Source organism: Xanthomonas melonis, assembly GCF_020783655.1.
GTDB lineage: Bacteria > Pseudomonadota > Gammaproteobacteria > Xanthomonadales > Xanthomonadaceae > Xanthomonas > Xanthomonas melonis.
In genome coordinates this window covers 122,698-137,559 of sequence record NZ_JAJGQH010000009.1, presented here as the reverse complement: position 1 = coordinate 137,559, position 14,862 = coordinate 122,698, and the positions used below count along the sequence as shown (strand labels likewise).

Genomic DNA, 14,862 nt, shown 5'->3' with positions numbered 1-14,862 from the left:
GGCGTGGTCGATGTGGCTCATGGTTCCCATCCGTTGAACGAGGTGAACGCGGGCACGGTGGTCAGGCTGGCCACACAGGTGGTGTCCAGCGTCCTGGCATCGGCGGTCTGCAGGAACTGGCTCAGCACCTTGGGCATGCAGCCGAGCCGGAACACTCCGTGACCCTGCCCCGGCGCGACCACGTGACGGCCATTGGGCAGGCCCTGCAGCACACGCTGCGCATAGCGTGGCGGCGTCACCGGATCGAGCTCGCCGGACAACAGCAGTACCGGCAACGTCGACTGGAACGGCGCAGTCGCAGCGCTGGGCGCAGGCTTGGAAGGCCACACCTTGCACGGTGCGAAGAACATCTCGGCCACCGCGTTGCCCAGCAGGGTGGCGTCCTTGTCTTCGGGCGCGCGATAACGCCCTGCATCTTCGCTGCACAACACCGACCATTGCATCGGGCGATTCATCTGGTCGGACATGTCCGAAGCACTCATCTGCGCCAACGCCATCAACGCGCCATAGCGTCCGGCAGCCGCCTCATCCAGCACCAGCGGCAGCAGCGAGGCGGTTTCCGGCGCGTATGAAAATCCGAAGGCCAAGCCCACGACCGTATCGGCGGTGACCTGTTCATGCCGCAGCACACCGGTACGCGGGTCGCGGTAATCCACGGCCACCGGAGCCTGCCGCAGGCGTTCGACCACCTGCCGCAACTGCGTGCGCGTATCCACCGTGAAACGTTCGGCGCACGCTGCGGTGGAGGCGCATTGCCTGGTCTGCAGCGCAATGGCATCTTCGAAGGTGCGTGCGAACTCGCCGCCGATCACCAGATCGTTGGGAGCCACACCATCGAGCACCACGCTGCGGGTGTGAGCGGGATAGCGCATGGCGTACTGCTGCGCGACGCGCGTGCCGTACGAGGCGCCGATCAGATTGAGCTGTTGCACGCCCAGCGCTGCACGCACCGCGTCCAGATCGGCAATGGCCTCGGTGGTGGTGAAGTAGCGGGGATCTGCGTCGTTGCGCAGGCCGTCGGCGCAACGACGTGCGTAGTCGGTGAGCTGCGCGACGCTGGCGGCGGCGCCACCGTCCATCTCCAGCGGCTTGCCGGCGGGATCGCGGCACACCAGCGGATGCGATCCGCCGGTGCCGCGCTGATCGACCAGAAAGACATCGCGTTGTTTGCGTGCCTCACGCAAGCCCATGTCCACGATCGCGGCCACCTGCGTGGCCGACTGCCCCGGCCCGCCGGCGATGAAGAACACCGGATCGGGCGTGCTGCCGCCGCCGGCGTCGCTTTCGAGCCAGGCGATCTTCAATGCGATCTTCCGCCCGTTCGGCACCGCCGGATTTTCCGGCACCTGCAGGTGCGCGCATTGTGCTTCGATGTTGCCGGCGGCGCTGCCGGAACTGAGCGTGCACGGGGCGAATTCCAGTGCGCCGTAACGATTGCCGCCGGTGGCCGTGGCTGCCGTTGCTCCAACCGTCGGCGTGGCGTCTGCCGTCTTGCCGGACGCGCCTGCCTGCGGCGCCTGCGTGCGCTGGCATCCACCGGCCAGCAGCGCGATCAGCAAGGCCGCTGCCAGATTGACCTGCTTGTACATATCCATCTCTCCTAGTGCCCGTTCCCTGACCTTGCTGCCGCCCGAATGACCGCCGCAGCTACTGACCTTCTTCGTATAGAAAGACCTGTTCGATCGGCTCGCCGAACAGACGCGCGATGCGAAACGCCAATGGCAGGCTGGGATCGTACTTGCCGGTCTCCAACGCATTGATGGTCTGCCGCGACACTCCCAGTTGCTCGGCCAATTCGCCCTGCGACCAGCCGTTGGCCTCGCGCAACACGCGTACCCGACTGTTCATTGATACCGACGCGCATTGATGGCCTTGGTGAATCCGTAGGTCATGCACAACATCGGAAACACCCAGATCATCGCCGCCGCTGCCGGCACCGCGATCAGCTGCGCCGATTGCAGGAAGCCGGCGGTCATATAGACCATGCTGACCAGGCCAGCGGCAATGGCGATCGATTCCAGCTCGATGCGGCGTTGCAGTTCGTCCGAATCGCGGACGAAACGCGCCACGGCACGCATCGCCAGCATCAGCAGCAGCGCCGGCAGCAATGCGATCAACACCCGACCCCAGCTCTCATGCACGCCGGCCAGCAAGCGGCGCCAGCACAGCATCACTGCAACGTAGGCCAGCATCGGCGGAGCGAATTCGCGGCGGTAGCGACGTACCAGCGCAGGCGGTGCGCAATCGCGCAGGCTGTCGCGCCCGACGCGCAGCATCAAGGCCACCAGCAAGCCGCTGATCCCGCAACCGATCAGCAATCCCTGGGTGTAGTCGCTCATCTGCCACGGCAACCAGCGCCGCACACCGCCCAGCAGCAGCACGCCGACACTGACCACCTGCAAGGCGCGACGCGCCAAGGCAGCAAGGCTCATGGTGTCGCCCTCGCGGTGACCACTGCCTGTGCACCCGTGGCTTGCCGCAGGGATGCCACACAGCGCGGGATATGTGCGCGTGCAGTGCTGTCGGGCCGCGCCTGCGGCGGCAGAGGGATCGCGTCGTTCTTCATCTCATCTATCCCGCAGCCAGTGTCAAGTTCCCTTGACAGGCAGAGTGCGCGTCGATGCGCATCCTGTCAAGCGTCCTTTACACCGCACCGTGGCGCAGTGCAGGTGCGCGATCGGCATTCGCACATGGCAGGCCGCATATCGCCATGTGGCGACCACGGCCAGGCACTCTGCTCGGCTCCATCGCGCAGGTCACCGGCCAACGAGCGCGACCACGTTGCAGTACACGCATCACACTGCGTGCCGCCCTGCGGCCGGTGGCCGATCGATTCCGTTACCCTTGAACGCCTCTTCACAGTGCCCCCCCATGACCGCCGCGCCAAGCGCGGTCGCAGTCGGTGGCGGTCCCCGCACTCAACTCCCGGAGCGACCATGCGGTTGAACACCCTGTTTGCGATGACGCTGGCCTGTTGCATCGCCACCCCGGCCCTGGCGCAAGGCGCGGCACCGCGGGAGATCGTGCTGGATGTCGCGGCGGCCGGCGAACCGGTGGATCGGTTCTACGACCTGTCGGTCGGGTCGGATTTCCCGGGCACGCTGATCCGCAGCGACACCCAGGCGCATCTGGTGCCTGCGGTCCAGGAGCTGGGATTTCGCTACATCCGCTTCCACGATGTCTTCCACGACGTGCTGGGCACGGTGAAGGAGGTCGACGGCAAGCTCGTCTACGACTGGACCCGGCTGGATCAGCTCTACGACGCGCTGCTGGCCAAACGCATCCGCCCGTTCGTCGAACTGGGCTTTACGCCCGCTGCGATGAAGACGTCCGAGCAGACGCTGTTCTATTGGAAGGGCAACACCTCGCATCCGGATCCGGCCAAGTGGACGCAGCTGATCGATGCCTACATCCGGCACATCCGTGCGCGTTATGGCGCCGACGAAGTGCGGCAGTGGTACTTCGAAGTGTGGAACGAGCCCAACCTGAAGGATTTCTGGGAGAACGCCGACCAGCAGGCCTACTTCGACCTGTACGCCAACACCGCGCGCACCATCAAGGCGATCGATCCGCAGCTGCGTGTCGGCGGCCCTTCCACCGCAGGAGCGGCCTGGGTGCCGGAACTGCTCGCCTTCGTGGCGAAGAACGCACTGCCGATCGATTTCGTGACCACCCATACCTACGGCGTGGAAGGCGGGTTTCTCGACGAGAACGGCAAGCAGGACACCAAGCTGTCCGCATCTGCGGACGCCATCGTCGGCGATGTGCGCCGGGTTCGCGCGCAGATCCAGGCGTCGGCTTTTCCCGATCTTCCGCTGCATTTCACCGAGTGGAGCACCAGCTATACACCGCGCGACTTCGTCCACGACAGCTACATCAGCGCGCCCTACATCCTGACCAAGCTCAAACAGGTGCAGGGCCTGGTGCAGGGCATGAGCTACTGGACCTATACCGACCTGTTCGAAGAACCCGGCCCGCCGCCCACGCCATTCCACGGCGGATTCGGGCTGATGAATCGCGAAGGCATCCGCAAGCCGGCATGGTTTGCCTACAAGTATTTGAACGCACTCACCGGCCGCGACATTCCGCTGGCCGATGCGCATGCCATGGCCGCCGTGGATGGCAAACGCATCGCCGCGCTGGCGTGGGATTGGCAACAACCGGTGCAGGCGGTGAGCAATACGCCGTTCTACACCCGCCAGGTGCCGGCCACCGACTCCGCACCGCTGCGCTTGCGCATGACCCAGGTGCCGGCCGGCAGTTACCGTCTGCAAGTCCACAAGACCGGCTACAAGCGCAACGATCCGCTGTCGCTGTACATCGAGATGGGCATGCCCAAGGCATTGAGCCCGCAGCAGCTCACGCAGTTGCAGCAGGCGAGCGTCGATGCGCCCGAGCAGGACAGGGCCGTGCGCGTCGGTGCCGATGGCGTGGTGGAGGTGCGCGTACCGATGCGCAGCAACGACGTGGTGCTGGTCACGCTGCAACCGCGTTGATCCATAGGGGCCACCAGGGCCGCCCTGGTGGCCGGCAGATCTGGGCAGCGGGTGTGATCGCGCCGGCATCGCGCTGCTGGCGAGCGCCGACACCGGCGCCTGCCAGGCGAACCCCGTCTTCGCGCTCAGCTCTTGGGCGGCGACGAACTGACGTACTTCTCGCGGCGGATCTGCGCATTCGGCAGGCCGGCAGCCTTCAGCGCCTCGGCGCAGCTGTCCACCATGTCCGGGTTGCCGCACAGGTAGGCGATATCGTGCGCGGCATCGGGCGCGAACTCGGCCAGTTGCTGCTGGACGTAGCCGTGCCGGACATCGGGATGCGGCTGCGCCGGCAGCTCGCGCGAGAAGCACGGCACATAGCGGAACTGCGGGTGCGCATCGGCGAAAGCACGAAAATCCTCGCCGTACAGCAGTTCGGCCGGCGTCCGCGCGCCCTGCAGCAACACCACTTCCACGCCGCGGGTGGCGATCGCCTCGGCCAGCAACGGCAGCATCGAGCGGTACGGGGTGACGCCGGTTCCGGTGGCGATCAGCAGATAGCGTCGATTGTGGTCGCCGGCCTGCAGGCAGAACCGGCCGTACGGTCCGCTGGCCTGCAACTGGTCGCCGATTTCCAGGCCTTCGAACAACGCGGTGGCCGAGCCGCCGGGCACGAAGCTTACCGCGATGTCCACCGCCTCGCCCGGTCCGAGCGCATGGTCGTGGATGGTGGCCAGCGAATAGCTGCGCTTGGTCGCGGTCCCGTCCGCATAGGCGAAATGGATCTGGATGAACTGCCCAGGCTGGAAATCCAGCGGCTGGCCGTCGTCGCGTACGAACTGGCAGTGGGCCACGGTCGGCGCGAGCATGCGCCGGTCGACAAGCTTGAGGGGAAATTGAACAGGCACGAACGTATTTGGGACAGTCTGTGATCGGGGCGTACCCTCGCGGCCTTCTATAATAGCGGGCTGCAACTCGCTGCGCCGTGACCCTGGCGCGAAGGATCCTGCTTGAATTCCCCCTCTCCCAGTGCGCCCGCCCTGCGCGTGTGCGATCTGCGCAAGACCTACGACAACGGCACCCAGGCGCTCAAGGGCGTGTCGCTGGATGTGGCGCCGGGCGACTTCTTCGCCCTGCTCGGCCCCAACGGTGCGGGCAAGTCCACCTTGATCGGCATCATCAGCTCGCTGGTGAATCTGTCCGGCGGGCAGGTGGAAGTGTTCGGCACCGACCTGGTCGCCCACCGCAGCGAGGCGATGCGGCTGATCGGCCTGGTACCGCAGGAAATCAACTTCAATCTGTTCGAGAAGCCGTTCGATATCCTGGTCAACTACGCCGGCTTCTACGGCATGCCACGCAGCGATGCCGAGCGTCTGGCCGAAGCGGAACTGCGCCGCGCGCATCTGTGGGAGAAGGCCCAGGTGATGAGCCGCACGCTGTCCGGCGGCATGAAGCGACGGCTGATGATCGCCCGCGCCATGATGACCCAGCCGCGCCTGCTGATCCTGGACGAGCCCACCGCCGGGGTGGACATCGAGATCCGCCGCGACATGTGGCGAGTGCTCAAGGACATCAACGCTGCCGGCACCACGATCATCCTGACCACGCATTACCTGGAGGAAGCCGAGCACCTGTGCCGCAACCTGGCCATCATCAACCACGGCCAGATCGTCACCCAGGGGCCGATGCGCGCACTGCTGGCCAGGCTCGATGTGGAGGGCTTCCTGTTCGATATCGACGGCGAGCTGCCGGCGCAGCTGCCGGTGATCGAAGGCACCACGCTCACCGCCGTCGACGGCCATACGCTGGATCTGGACATGCCGCGTGCGATGGACCTCAACCGCGTGTTCGCCGCGCTGGGTGCTGCCGGCATCCGGGTACGCTCGATGCGTACCAAGAGCAACCGGCTGGAAGAATTGTTCGTTCGCCTGACCGGGCCCGGCGAGAGCCTCGCCCCGGCGCCTGCCGCAGCGGCGCCTGCGCGCCCGGCAGGTCACCCATGAGTTTCTCGGAGCCGTCGATGTCCGCCACGCCCGCCACACCCCGCCAACGCAACTGGATCGCGCTGGGCACCATCGTGCGCCGCGAAGTGCAGCGCATCCTGCGCATCTGGGGCCAGACCCTGGTGCCGCCAGCCATCACCATGACGCTGTACTTTTTGATCTTCGGCGGGCTGATCGGCTCGCGCGTGGGCGAGATGGGTGGCTACAGCTACATGCAGTTCATCGTGCCGGGCCTGGTGATGATGAGCGTGATCCAGAACAGCTACGGCAACATCTCCTCCAGCTTCTTCGGCGCCAAGTTCGGCCGTCATGTGGAAGAGCTGCTGGTCAGCCCGATGCCCAACTGGGTGATCCTGTGGGGCTACGTGGCCGGGGCGGTGCTGCGCGGGGTGATGGTCGGTGCCATCGTGCTGATCATCGCAATGTTCTTCACCCCGGTGCGCATCCCGCATCCCATCGTCACGCTGACCACGGTGCTGCTGGGCGCGACCATCTTCTCGCTGGCCGGCTTCGTCAACGCGGTCTACGCCAAGAAGTTCGACGACGTGGCGATCGTGCCCACCTTCATCCTGACCCCGCTGACCTACCTGGGCGGCGTGTTCTATTCGGTCAAGTTGCTGCCCGGCTGGGCCGAGGCGGCCACCCACGCCAACCCGATCTTCTACATGGTCAACGCGTTCCGCTATGGCCTGCTGGGCAGCTCGGATGTGCCGATCTGGGTCGCCTACGCGCTGATGCTGGGCTTTGTCACGGTGCTCAGCGCGCTGGCGCTGTGGTTGCTGCGGCGTGGTGTCGGGCTGCGTAGCTGACGCCGGGCGCGGATTTCATTGGCAACGTCGGTGGCTGGCGGACGCGCTGCCCCCCCATCCGCCCTTCGGGCACCTTCCCCCGCAAGCGGGGGAAGGGCAAGACCAGATTGACTGAGGACAGATCACTTTATGCGCATGCTCATTCTCGGCGCCGGTGGCACCGGCGGTTACTTCGGCGGACGACTGGCGCAGGCCGGCGTGGATGTCACCTTCCTGGTGCGCGATGCGCGTGCGGCGCAGTTGCAGGCCGACGGCTTGCGCATCCGCAGCCCGCTCGGCGATGCGCAGGTGCCGGTGGCGCACGTCACCGCCGATGCATTGCCGGCGCTGGTGGCGCAGCAGCCGTTCGATCTGGTGATCCTCAGCTGCAAGGCCTACGACCTGGACAGCGCGATCGAAGCGATTGCGCCGGCGGTGGGCGAGCACACCACGGTGCTGCCGATCCTCAACGGGCTGCGCCATTACGCAGTGCTGGACGAACGCTTCGGCGCCGCGCGGGTGCTGGGCGGACTGTGCTTCATCAGCGCCAGCAAGGGCGAGCACGGCGAGATCCTGCACCTGGGCAAACCGGCGGCGATCACCTTTGGCGAGCGCGATGGGGGTGCGGCCTCGGCACGGGTGCAGGCGTTCGCCGCCGCCTGCGCGCAGGCGGGCATCGACCATCTCGCCAGCGAGCAGATCGCGCAGGAACAGTGGATCAAGTACAGCTTTCTCACTGCCTTGGCCGCGGCCACCTGCCTGATGCGTGCGCCGGTGGGCGCGATCGTGGCCACCGACGATGGCCGCGCGCTGATCAATGGCCTGTACAACGAATGCCTGTGGGCTGCCGATGCGGCCGGGCAATCGATTCCCGATGCGGCCCGCAGCAAGGCCCTGCAAACGCTGCTGCAGGTGGATTCGCCACTCAAGGCCTCGATGCTGCGGGATCTGGAAGCCGGCCAGGACGTGGAAGCGGCGCAGATCGTCGGCGACATGCTGGCGCGCGTGCGCGAGACCGGACGCAATACGCCGCTATTGATGGCCGCCAACGTGCATCTGCAGGCGTATCAGGTGCTGCGGCAGCGCTGATGGGGTGTGCAGGCGCTGGTGTGCGCGATTGTGTGCGTGCGGCATCGGCTGCCCCCATCCGCCCTTCGGGCACCTTCCCCCGCAGGCGGGGGAAGGGAGCTGAGACCAGGGACGGCGGTCGCCTACACGGCAATCGGCTTGCCGCTGCAGGCGTATCGAGTGCTGCGGCAGCGCTGATGGGATGACAGGCGCTGGTGTGCGCGATGTGTGCGCGCGGCATCGGCCGCCCCCATCCGCCCTTCGGGCACCTTCCCCCGCAGGCGGGGGAAGGGAGCGCGTACCAAGAGGGAGCGCTTACCGAGGACGGCGGTCGCTACACGGCGGTGAGCCGACGGCCGCCCCGTCATGGCCCTTCTCCCGCGCGCGGGAGAAGGTGGCGCGTAGCGCCGGATGAGGGCGCACCTGCTTGCCGCAGCCTTCGCGCCGCCACCACGCCGCGCACACGATGCTCTGCATCCCCTCCAAGCCACGCCTGCCATGAAGCTGCTCAGCCACCTGTTCCGTGCCGGTCATTTCGTGATCCTGGCGTTCTTCGTGCTGTGCGCGGCCGGCCTGGTGGCGATGGCGGGACTGGAGTTATGGCATGGCTTCAGCCCGGGCGGCGACATGGTGATACGCGACCGTTTCAACGTGGTCCTGGAGGCGGTTGGCCTGCTCACGGTGGCACTGGTGACGCTGGAACTGGGCCAGACCATCTTCGAAGAAGAGATCCTGCGCGACGTCAAGGTCAGCGGTCCTACGCGCGTGCGGCGCTATCTGTCGCGCTTCTTCGTGGTGATCGTGATCGCGCTGGCGATCGAAACACTGGTATCGATCTTCGAACTGATGCACGCCGACCCGGCCAAGCTGCCCTATGCCGCCGCCGTCGGCTCATGCGCGGCGCTGCTGCTGGTCGCCTGGGGCGTGTTCGTCAAACTCAATCGCAGCGCCGAAGAGCTGGAACCGGAGGCGATGGAAGAAGCCAAGCGCGAAGACCGCGAGGTCGAGGAGTAGGACGTTCCGCTTCACAAGCCCAGCAGCGCGCTCATTGCCATCGTGCAACACCCTCGGCCGACGCGCGCACTGCGCGACACACGCACACGCACACGCACACGCACACGCATGTTTGTATCGTGAAGCGAACCAGCCTTCTTCTCACCATTAGAATCGCCTTGGCCCAAGACATGGCGGCAAGAGTGGGCTGCTAGAGTCCACCTGTTCAGGCCTTCACCATCTGGACATGACATTCCTTGCATCCACCTATCCCCGCTTGGGCACACCGAGCGGGGATTTTCATTGAAGTCCTCCATGCTCTCTCTTTCTCTCCGCTGTGCTTCATCGGCACTGTTGCTGGCGGCAGCTGTGTTCGCCAACCAGGCATGCGCCCAGGCAGTCGGCGCCCCAGATGGTTTCGCCGCCGGTGTCACCGGTGGCGGTAATGCCGCCGCTGTCAGACCCACCTCCCTGCTGGAACTGCAGCAAGCGCTCTGCAGCAGCTTCGACGGCAATCGATGCATTGACACCACTCCACGCGTGATCGTGCTGGACAGAACCTTCGACTTCACCGGCTCGCTGATCACCAACGGGTCCTCGATCACGACCACGACCGGGTGCGTGGCGACCACCTGCAGCACCGGCACCAGCCAGTTGGGCTTGAACATCGCCAACTATTGCGCAGGCCGCACCGCTGCGCAGGTCAGCTTCGATAATGCCGGACGCACGCCCCTGCAGATCGGCTCCAACAAGACCCTGATCGGTCTGGCCAGCGATGGCGCCATCACCGGGCGCGGGCTACGCGTGGGTGGCGGCAACAGCAACGTCATCATCCAGAACATCACGATTTCCGACATCAATCCAGGCGTGGTGTGGGGTGGCGATGCACTCGCAATCGACGACGCGGACGGCGTCTGGGTGGACCACAACCGCTTTGCGCGCATCGGCCGACAAATGGTGGTGACCGGCTTCGGCAGCGCTTCGCACGTCACCCTGTCCAACAACGAATTCGATGGACGCACCGACACCTCGTCCACTTGCGACAATCGGCATTACTGGTTGTGGCTGTTCCTGGGCGCGCACGACACCATCACCGTCGCACGCAACTATGTGCATCACACCTCCGGTCGTGGGCCGCATGCCGGCGGACTGAACAACGCATCGGTGCTGGCGCATATGGTCAACAATTATTTCGAAGACCTTTCCCGGGAGGGCGCCGCGATGCCGTTGACCTCGACGGCGCTGTTGCTGCTGGAAGGCAATTACTTCAACAAGGTGAGCCTGCCGGTCTACATCTATCCGCACAACCCGGGCCCCGGCTACACGTTTGCGCCCTTCGTCGGCATGCGCGATCCGCGTAACGACCTCTGCCTGCAATACCTCGGTCGGGAATGCGTGGCCAATGACCAGATCGCCAGCGGCAGCAAGAATCGGCCGTTGGACGAACAAGCCCTGGCAGCGTTCGGCCCGGTCAGCGCATCGCTGGTGACACCGGCCTCGGCGTCCAGCGCCGCGAACACCGTGCGCGCGAATGCCGGGGTTGGCAAGATCAACTAAATCACTGGTTCCTGGTGACGGCGGCGGCGTGCATGCCGCCGTCGGCGGCGCCCAGTCCGAGCACGGCGGAGCGACTGCGCAACGAAGATGGGCTGCCTGGCGAACGTCATGCATTGCTCACCGTGGCGTGCGAGACTTGCGCTACCAGGCGGCAATGCCAGCGCCTGCCTGCGCACGCGGCATCAGACCAAGGGCATGCAGATGTCATGGTGAGTGCGGAATGCGCGGCGACGGACAGCCGCTGCCGTCACACTTGCGCAGGCAGCGGCGGCACTGCGGTGGGCTTGCCATCGGCATCGAGCGCGATCATCACGAACTGCCCGCGGGTGCACAGCTCGCGTGCGCCGCTGAGCAGATCTTCGGCGATCAATTCCACTTCCACCTTGATCGAGCTGCGCCCCACCGACACCACGCGGGCGATGGTTTCCACCATCTGGCCCTGGCGGATCGGCAGCTTGAAATCCACCTGGTCCGAACGCGCGGTCACCACCGTGCGGCGCGCATAGCGCGAGGCGGCGAGGAATGCGGCCTTGTCCATCCACGCCAGTGCCTGCCCACCGAACAGGGTGCCCAGGTGATTGGTGTGATTGGGGAAGACGATCTCGACCATGCGGGCTTCGGTGGGTGCAACAGGCGTGGAACTGGTCATGAAGAAGTGCCGTCAGAAGGAAGGAAAGCCAGCCGCTCAGCTACGCAGCGTCGGCAGGAAACTCAGGTCCATGTGGTAACGCGACGGCCGCTGCGGATCGACGAACACACGCAGCGATTGCCCCTCGCGCAGGAACGGCTGCGGATCGGTCCACAGGTTGTCGCTGCGATACTCCATCAAGATGTTGTGTGTGCGGTCGTGGCGATGGGCCAGGATACGGAACGGGTGCATGCCGTTGACCTGTACGGACGCATTGCGTTCAACGCAGACGAAGCGCGCTTCCACTACCGTGCCGTGCTGGCGCAACCAGGCAGCACGACGCGCATGCCAGACGCGATAGCCGAGGATGCCGCCCCCCACTCCACCGAACGCCACGCTCAGCAGCAACAGGATCCAGCGCGCCTGATCCGGCAATAGCGCCGCGCCGACCAGCATGCCCAGCCCTGCCAGCAGGAAGCTCCAGGCGACGATGGTGACGGTGGTGTTCATCGCCGGGCGCCTATGCGGTCGCGATGGACGTGCGGCGTGCTCACAGCCCGCTGCGTACCGCCGCTTCCACCTGCGCCGGCGACTGGAAGCCAGGCAAGCGCGTCACTTCGGCGCCGTCCTTGAACAAGGCCAGGGTCGGCGTCTGCCGCAAGCCCAAGCTGCGGAAAAACTCCTCGCCAACCACTTCCAGCTTCACCTTGAGAAGTGCGACGCCCGCGGCGTCCTCGCTCGCAGCAAACTTGGTCAGCGACATGTCGAGCATCTTGCAGCCCGGGCAATTGTCCTTGTAATAGTCGACCAGCAGGCGCGGATGCGCAGCCAGGGCGGCGGCGTAGTCATCAGGGGTGGTGGCGTGGAGCGTCTGCATGGGGCGTGTTCTCGAACGGTGTGTCGGTAAGGGCAAGAATGGTGTCGGTCCAACGTTGGATCTTAGTGGCGTCGCGTTCGCCGTGGGGCATCTGTTCGATCTCTAGTCGCGGGTAGCGCGTACCGAAGAACGCGGCGATGCGCCGCGCCGCGCCGCAGTAGTTCTCCTCACCCCACTGCGTCTCGCCGGTGCCGAACACCGCCATGCGCTCCGGCTTGCCGACAGCGTTGACGAGCTGTTCGATGAAGCGTTTCATCTCCGGCGGCGTACGCCCGGCGTTGATGCTCCAGCTGCCGAGGATGTAGAGATCGTGCTCGGCCCCGTTCGGGCACGCCTGCGCCAGCGTCTGGATGTCGGCATCGATCCATGTTACCGCGTGGCCCAGTTCCTCACAGCGCGCGCAGATCGCACGCGCAACGTCGCGCGTGTTGCCGCTGAGCGAGGTGTGGGCTAGGAGGATGCGCATGGGCTGGACCGGACTTCGCATGCGGCAGTTCTCAATGCGACTAGTGAACAGCTTATCTGGCATCGACGTGCCAAGAGTTAAATGTTCAAGAGATGGTGAGCAATGCTTGACTTATTTGAGGAATTCCAACTGCCACGGTTACTACGTTTGCAGTAGCAGCAAGTGTGTCCAAGATCCTGCGCCCTAGCTCTGTATCCTTCAAAAATTCATAGAAACCCTTCTCCAAGTGAGCGTGGCCAATTGTAGATTCAACAGCGTCAAGAATCGGGATTGAGCCAGTTATCTTGAATTCTTCAATAGAGGTAAGAATTTTACGCAAGTGATGAACAATAAACTTCTTGAGGCCCTGGGAAATTTCTGATTCAAGAACGCTTTGGAGCAAAGAATCGATCATTTCACGAGTGGACAGCAATTCATCAAAATTAAGCTGCCGAGCTGTTGACTTCGCCTGAAGCAGATCTGCCGAAATCGCGAGATAATCAATAGTATGACTATCTATGTAGCGGATAAAAGTATTCCATTCTGCATTTATATTTTGGGCAGCAAATGCCGTATTTACTTGATTGGACCAATGGCTCCATGTTGGCCTCTGGTTAGGATACAGCTCTCTGGTCTGGTCAATAATTTCCTGAGGAAGGCTCATAAGCTTCCCAAGCCTTGACATCAACTGAGGCTGCGATTCGGTTTCCAACAGAGACTGCCAAGCATTTCGACAGCGCTCGTTTATTGAAATCTTCTGACCTTCTTCCAAAATGGCTAAAAGGCGAGCGGCAGGATTATCGTATTGCACTGAGATCACTCCATCGAGCCCGCGCTAACGTGGCAACTCTGTAGAAGGTATAGGGTCAGTTGCGGCTAGAGATCGTCGAAGCCGTTATCCGAGTTGGTCTTCTTGTACGAGGCATTGCGCATCTCGAAGAAGTCGGTCTTGGTCTCGGTGAAGTTGTCGGCGTAGGCCTTGATCCATGGCATCACGTTGTCGTTGGCGCCTTCGTACAGCTTCTCGATGCCGAGCATGCCGGCCATCTTGTTGGCGCGGTACTTCACGTAGCGGATCATCTCGTCCACGTCGATGCCGTCGATGCCGTCCAGCACTTCGGCGGTCCACTGGGTTTCCAGGTCGATCGCGTGTTCGAAGGCCTTGTGCACGTAGTCGGTGAGCTCGTCGCCCTGCAGCGCCTGGTTCTCGCCGATGATGGCGCGAATCAGCTCGCTGATGAACTTCGAATGCGCCAGCTCGTCGCGGTTGATGAAGCTGATGATCTTGCCGGTGCCGGTCATGCGGTTCTGGCGCACCAGATTGTAGAAATACGCAAAGCCGGAATAGAAGTTGATGCCTTCCAGGATCGAGGACTGGATCAGCGAACGGATCAGCGTTTCGGCCGTCTTCTCACGCATGAAGTCTTCGTAGGCGCCCATGATCGGCGCGTTGCGCTTGATGATGGTCGGGTGCGTGCGCGCGATCTCGAACACGCGGTTCTGGTCGGCCAGGCCGGTGATCGAGGCCAGCACATAGCTGTAGCTCTCGTTATGGATCACTTCCTGCTGGCCGATGATCGCGGCATTGGCGTGCGCGGCCGGGTCGGTGATGTATTCGGCCACGTTGTAGATGAAACGCGTCTGCGGCGAATCCAGCGTGGCCAGCAGGCCGATGATCGAATCGTAGGCATTCTTTTCGCGCGCCGACAGCTCGTTGTACTGGCGCGCATCGCCCTTCATGTCCACCTCGTCGGGGATCCAGAAGTTGGTCGACAATTCCTTGTAGGCCCGATAGAAGGACGGGTACGGGATGTCGTTCCAGTTGAGGATGCCGGAGGTCTGACCGTTGATGATGCCGGTCGAACGGTTCGGATTGCGCGGCTCAAGGATCTTGATGCGGTCGAGCGGTGTTGCGGACATGGGTTTCTACTCGTATTTCAGGCGTCGCGCGTCCAAACAGAAACGACGGCGCAACAAATCAATCTGGAGGAAAGCCCCCCTGAGTCAGGGGGGCGCGCCGACGGCGCG

The 14,862-nt window shown here is 64.1% G+C and carries 16 protein-coding genes; 6 read left to right on the top strand and 10 right to left on the bottom strand.

What is annotated here, in order from left to right; all coding sequences use genetic code 11:
* Positions 1–17: 17 nt before the first annotated feature.
* From LL964_RS10765 to LL964_RS10755, 3 genes are read right to left on the bottom strand one after another with little or no spacing between them, the layout of a single operon-like run.
* On the bottom strand, positions 18–1,589 hold the full coding sequence (locus tag LL964_RS10765) for an alpha/beta hydrolase (RefSeq protein WP_425478168.1): 1,572 nt from the start codon (positions 1,587–1,589) through the stop codon (positions 18–20).
* A gap of 58 nt (positions 1,590–1,647) precedes the next feature.
* Positions 1,648–1,848: a helix-turn-helix transcriptional regulator gene (locus tag LL964_RS10760; RefSeq protein WP_104587729.1), complete on the bottom strand. Its 201-nt coding sequence runs from the start codon at positions 1,846–1,848 to the stop codon at positions 1,648–1,650.
* The gene (locus LL964_RS10755) at positions 1,845–2,432 is read right to left on the bottom strand and encodes a hypothetical protein (protein ID WP_104587730.1); all 588 of its coding nucleotides are present in this window, start codon (positions 2,430–2,432) and stop codon (positions 1,845–1,847) included. The genes LL964_RS10760 and LL964_RS10755 overlap by 4 nt, the downstream gene beginning before the upstream one ends.
* Before the next feature lie 504 nt (positions 2,433–2,936).
* Here LL964_RS10755 and LL964_RS10750 point away from each other — a divergent pair.
* A complete protein-coding gene (locus tag LL964_RS10750; RefSeq protein ID WP_104587731.1) occupies positions 2,937–4,496 on the top strand; it encodes a GH39 family glycosyl hydrolase in 1,560 nt (519 codons plus the stop codon).
* Between the two features lie 125 nt (positions 4,497–4,621).
* Here LL964_RS10750 and LL964_RS10745 read toward each other — a convergent pair whose 3' ends face one another.
* Complete coding sequence (locus tag LL964_RS10745) at positions 4,622–5,449, bottom strand: ferredoxin--NADP reductase (protein ID WP_167395356.1); 828 nt, start codon at positions 5,447–5,449, stop codon at positions 4,622–4,624.
* A gap of 36 nt (positions 5,450–5,485) precedes the next feature.
* Here LL964_RS10745 and LL964_RS10740 point away from each other — a divergent pair, with 36 nt between their 5' ends.
* The 5 genes from LL964_RS10740 (at position 5,486) to LL964_RS10720 (ending at position 10,884) form a co-directional block, all read left to right on the top strand.
* On the top strand, positions 5,486–6,478 hold the full coding sequence (locus tag LL964_RS10740; RefSeq protein WP_104587733.1) for an ABC transporter ATP-binding protein: 993 nt from the start codon (positions 5,486–5,488) through the stop codon (positions 6,476–6,478).
* Positions 6,475–7,287: an ABC transporter permease gene (locus tag LL964_RS10735; protein WP_208621452.1), complete on the top strand. Its 813-nt coding sequence runs from the start codon at positions 6,475–6,477 to the stop codon at positions 7,285–7,287. The genes LL964_RS10740 and LL964_RS10735 overlap by 4 nt, the downstream gene beginning before the upstream one ends.
* A 129-nt stretch (positions 7,288–7,416) precedes the next feature.
* Positions 7,417–8,355 carry a 2-dehydropantoate 2-reductase gene (panE, locus tag LL964_RS10730; protein WP_104587734.1) on the top strand — a complete coding sequence of 313 codons (939 nt, stop codon included), beginning with the start codon at positions 7,417–7,419 and terminating at the stop codon, positions 8,353–8,355.
* Positions 8,356–8,832: 477 nt separating this feature from the next.
* Positions 8,833–9,348, top strand: coding sequence for a hypothetical protein (locus LL964_RS10725; RefSeq protein ID WP_104587735.1), 516 nt, complete (start codon positions 8,833–8,835; stop codon positions 9,346–9,348).
* Positions 9,349–9,642: 294 nt separating this feature from the next.
* Entirely contained in the window at positions 9,643–10,884 is a 1,242-nt protein-coding gene (locus tag LL964_RS10720) for a pectate lyase family protein (protein ID WP_104587736.1), read from the top strand.
* Positions 10,885–11,131: 247 nt separating this feature from the next.
* Here LL964_RS10720 and LL964_RS10715 read toward each other — a convergent pair whose 3' ends face one another.
* The 6 genes from LL964_RS10715 to LL964_RS10690 form a co-directional block, all read right to left on the bottom strand.
* Entirely contained in the window at positions 11,132–11,533 is a 402-nt protein-coding gene (locus LL964_RS10715; protein ID WP_104587737.1) for an acyl-CoA thioesterase, read from the bottom strand.
* Positions 11,534–11,569: 36 nt separating this feature from the next.
* Positions 11,570–12,022, bottom strand: coding sequence for a DUF3592 domain-containing protein (locus LL964_RS10710; RefSeq protein WP_104587738.1), 453 nt, complete (start codon positions 12,020–12,022; stop codon positions 11,570–11,572).
* A gap of 40 nt (positions 12,023–12,062) precedes the next feature.
* Positions 12,063–12,389 (bottom strand): thioredoxin family protein, encoded by a 327-nt coding sequence (locus LL964_RS10705; protein WP_104587739.1) that lies wholly within the window; start codon positions 12,387–12,389, stop codon positions 12,063–12,065.
* Complete coding sequence (locus LL964_RS10700) at positions 12,361–12,855, bottom strand: flavodoxin (RefSeq protein WP_104587828.1); 495 nt, start codon at positions 12,853–12,855, stop codon at positions 12,361–12,363. The genes LL964_RS10705 and LL964_RS10700 overlap by 29 nt, the downstream gene beginning before the upstream one ends.
* Positions 12,856–12,940: 85 nt before the next feature.
* Positions 12,941–13,645: a hypothetical protein gene (locus LL964_RS10695; protein ID WP_146092377.1), complete on the bottom strand. Its 705-nt coding sequence runs from the start codon at positions 13,643–13,645 to the stop codon at positions 12,941–12,943.
* Positions 13,646–13,710: 65 nt separating this feature from the next.
* On the bottom strand, positions 13,711–14,754 hold the full coding sequence (locus tag LL964_RS10690) for a ribonucleotide-diphosphate reductase subunit beta (RefSeq protein ID WP_005914812.1): 1,044 nt from the start codon (positions 14,752–14,754) through the stop codon (positions 13,711–13,713).
* Positions 14,755–14,862: the final 108 nt, after the last annotated feature.

Bases quoted from the DNA above. Each gene is read 5' to 3' on its own strand.
- LL964_RS10690 (WP_005914812.1), bottom strand. From the start codon at position 14,754: ATGTCCGCAACACCGCTCGACCGCATCAAGATCCTTGAGCCGCGCAAT.
- LL964_RS10710 (WP_104587738.1), bottom strand. From the start codon at position 12,022: ATGAACACCACCGTCACCATCGTCGCCTGGAGCTTCCTGCTGGCAGGG.
- LL964_RS10750 (WP_104587731.1), top strand. From the start codon at position 2,937: ATGCGGTTGAACACCCTGTTTGCGATGACGCTGGCCTGTTGCATCGCC.
- LL964_RS10715 (WP_104587737.1), bottom strand. From the start codon at position 11,533: ATGACCAGTTCCACGCCTGTTGCACCCACCGAAGCCCGCATGGTCGAG.
- LL964_RS10735 (WP_208621452.1), top strand. From the start codon at position 6,475: ATGAGTTTCTCGGAGCCGTCGATGTCCGCCACGCCCGCCACACCCCGC.
- LL964_RS10755 (WP_104587730.1), bottom strand. From the start codon at position 2,432: ATGAGCCTTGCTGCCTTGGCGCGTCGCGCCTTGCAGGTGGTCAGTGTC.
- LL964_RS10720 (WP_104587736.1), top strand. From the start codon at position 9,643: ATGCTCTCTCTTTCTCTCCGCTGTGCTTCATCGGCACTGTTGCTGGCG.
- LL964_RS10765 (WP_425478168.1), bottom strand. From the start codon at position 1,589: ATGTACAAGCAGGTCAATCTGGCAGCGGCCTTGCTGATCGCGCTGCTG.
- LL964_RS10700 (WP_104587828.1), bottom strand. From the start codon at position 12,855: ATGCGCATCCTCCTAGCCCACACCTCGCTCAGCGGCAACACGCGCGAC.
- panE (WP_104587734.1), top strand. From the start codon at position 7,417: ATGCGCATGCTCATTCTCGGCGCCGGTGGCACCGGCGGTTACTTCGGC.
- LL964_RS10725 (WP_104587735.1), top strand. From the start codon at position 8,833: ATGAAGCTGCTCAGCCACCTGTTCCGTGCCGGTCATTTCGTGATCCTG.
- LL964_RS10705 (WP_104587739.1), bottom strand. From the start codon at position 12,389: ATGCAGACGCTCCACGCCACCACCCCTGATGACTACGCCGCCGCCCTG.
- LL964_RS10760 (WP_104587729.1), bottom strand. From the start codon at position 1,848: ATGAACAGTCGGGTACGCGTGTTGCGCGAGGCCAACGGCTGGTCGCAG.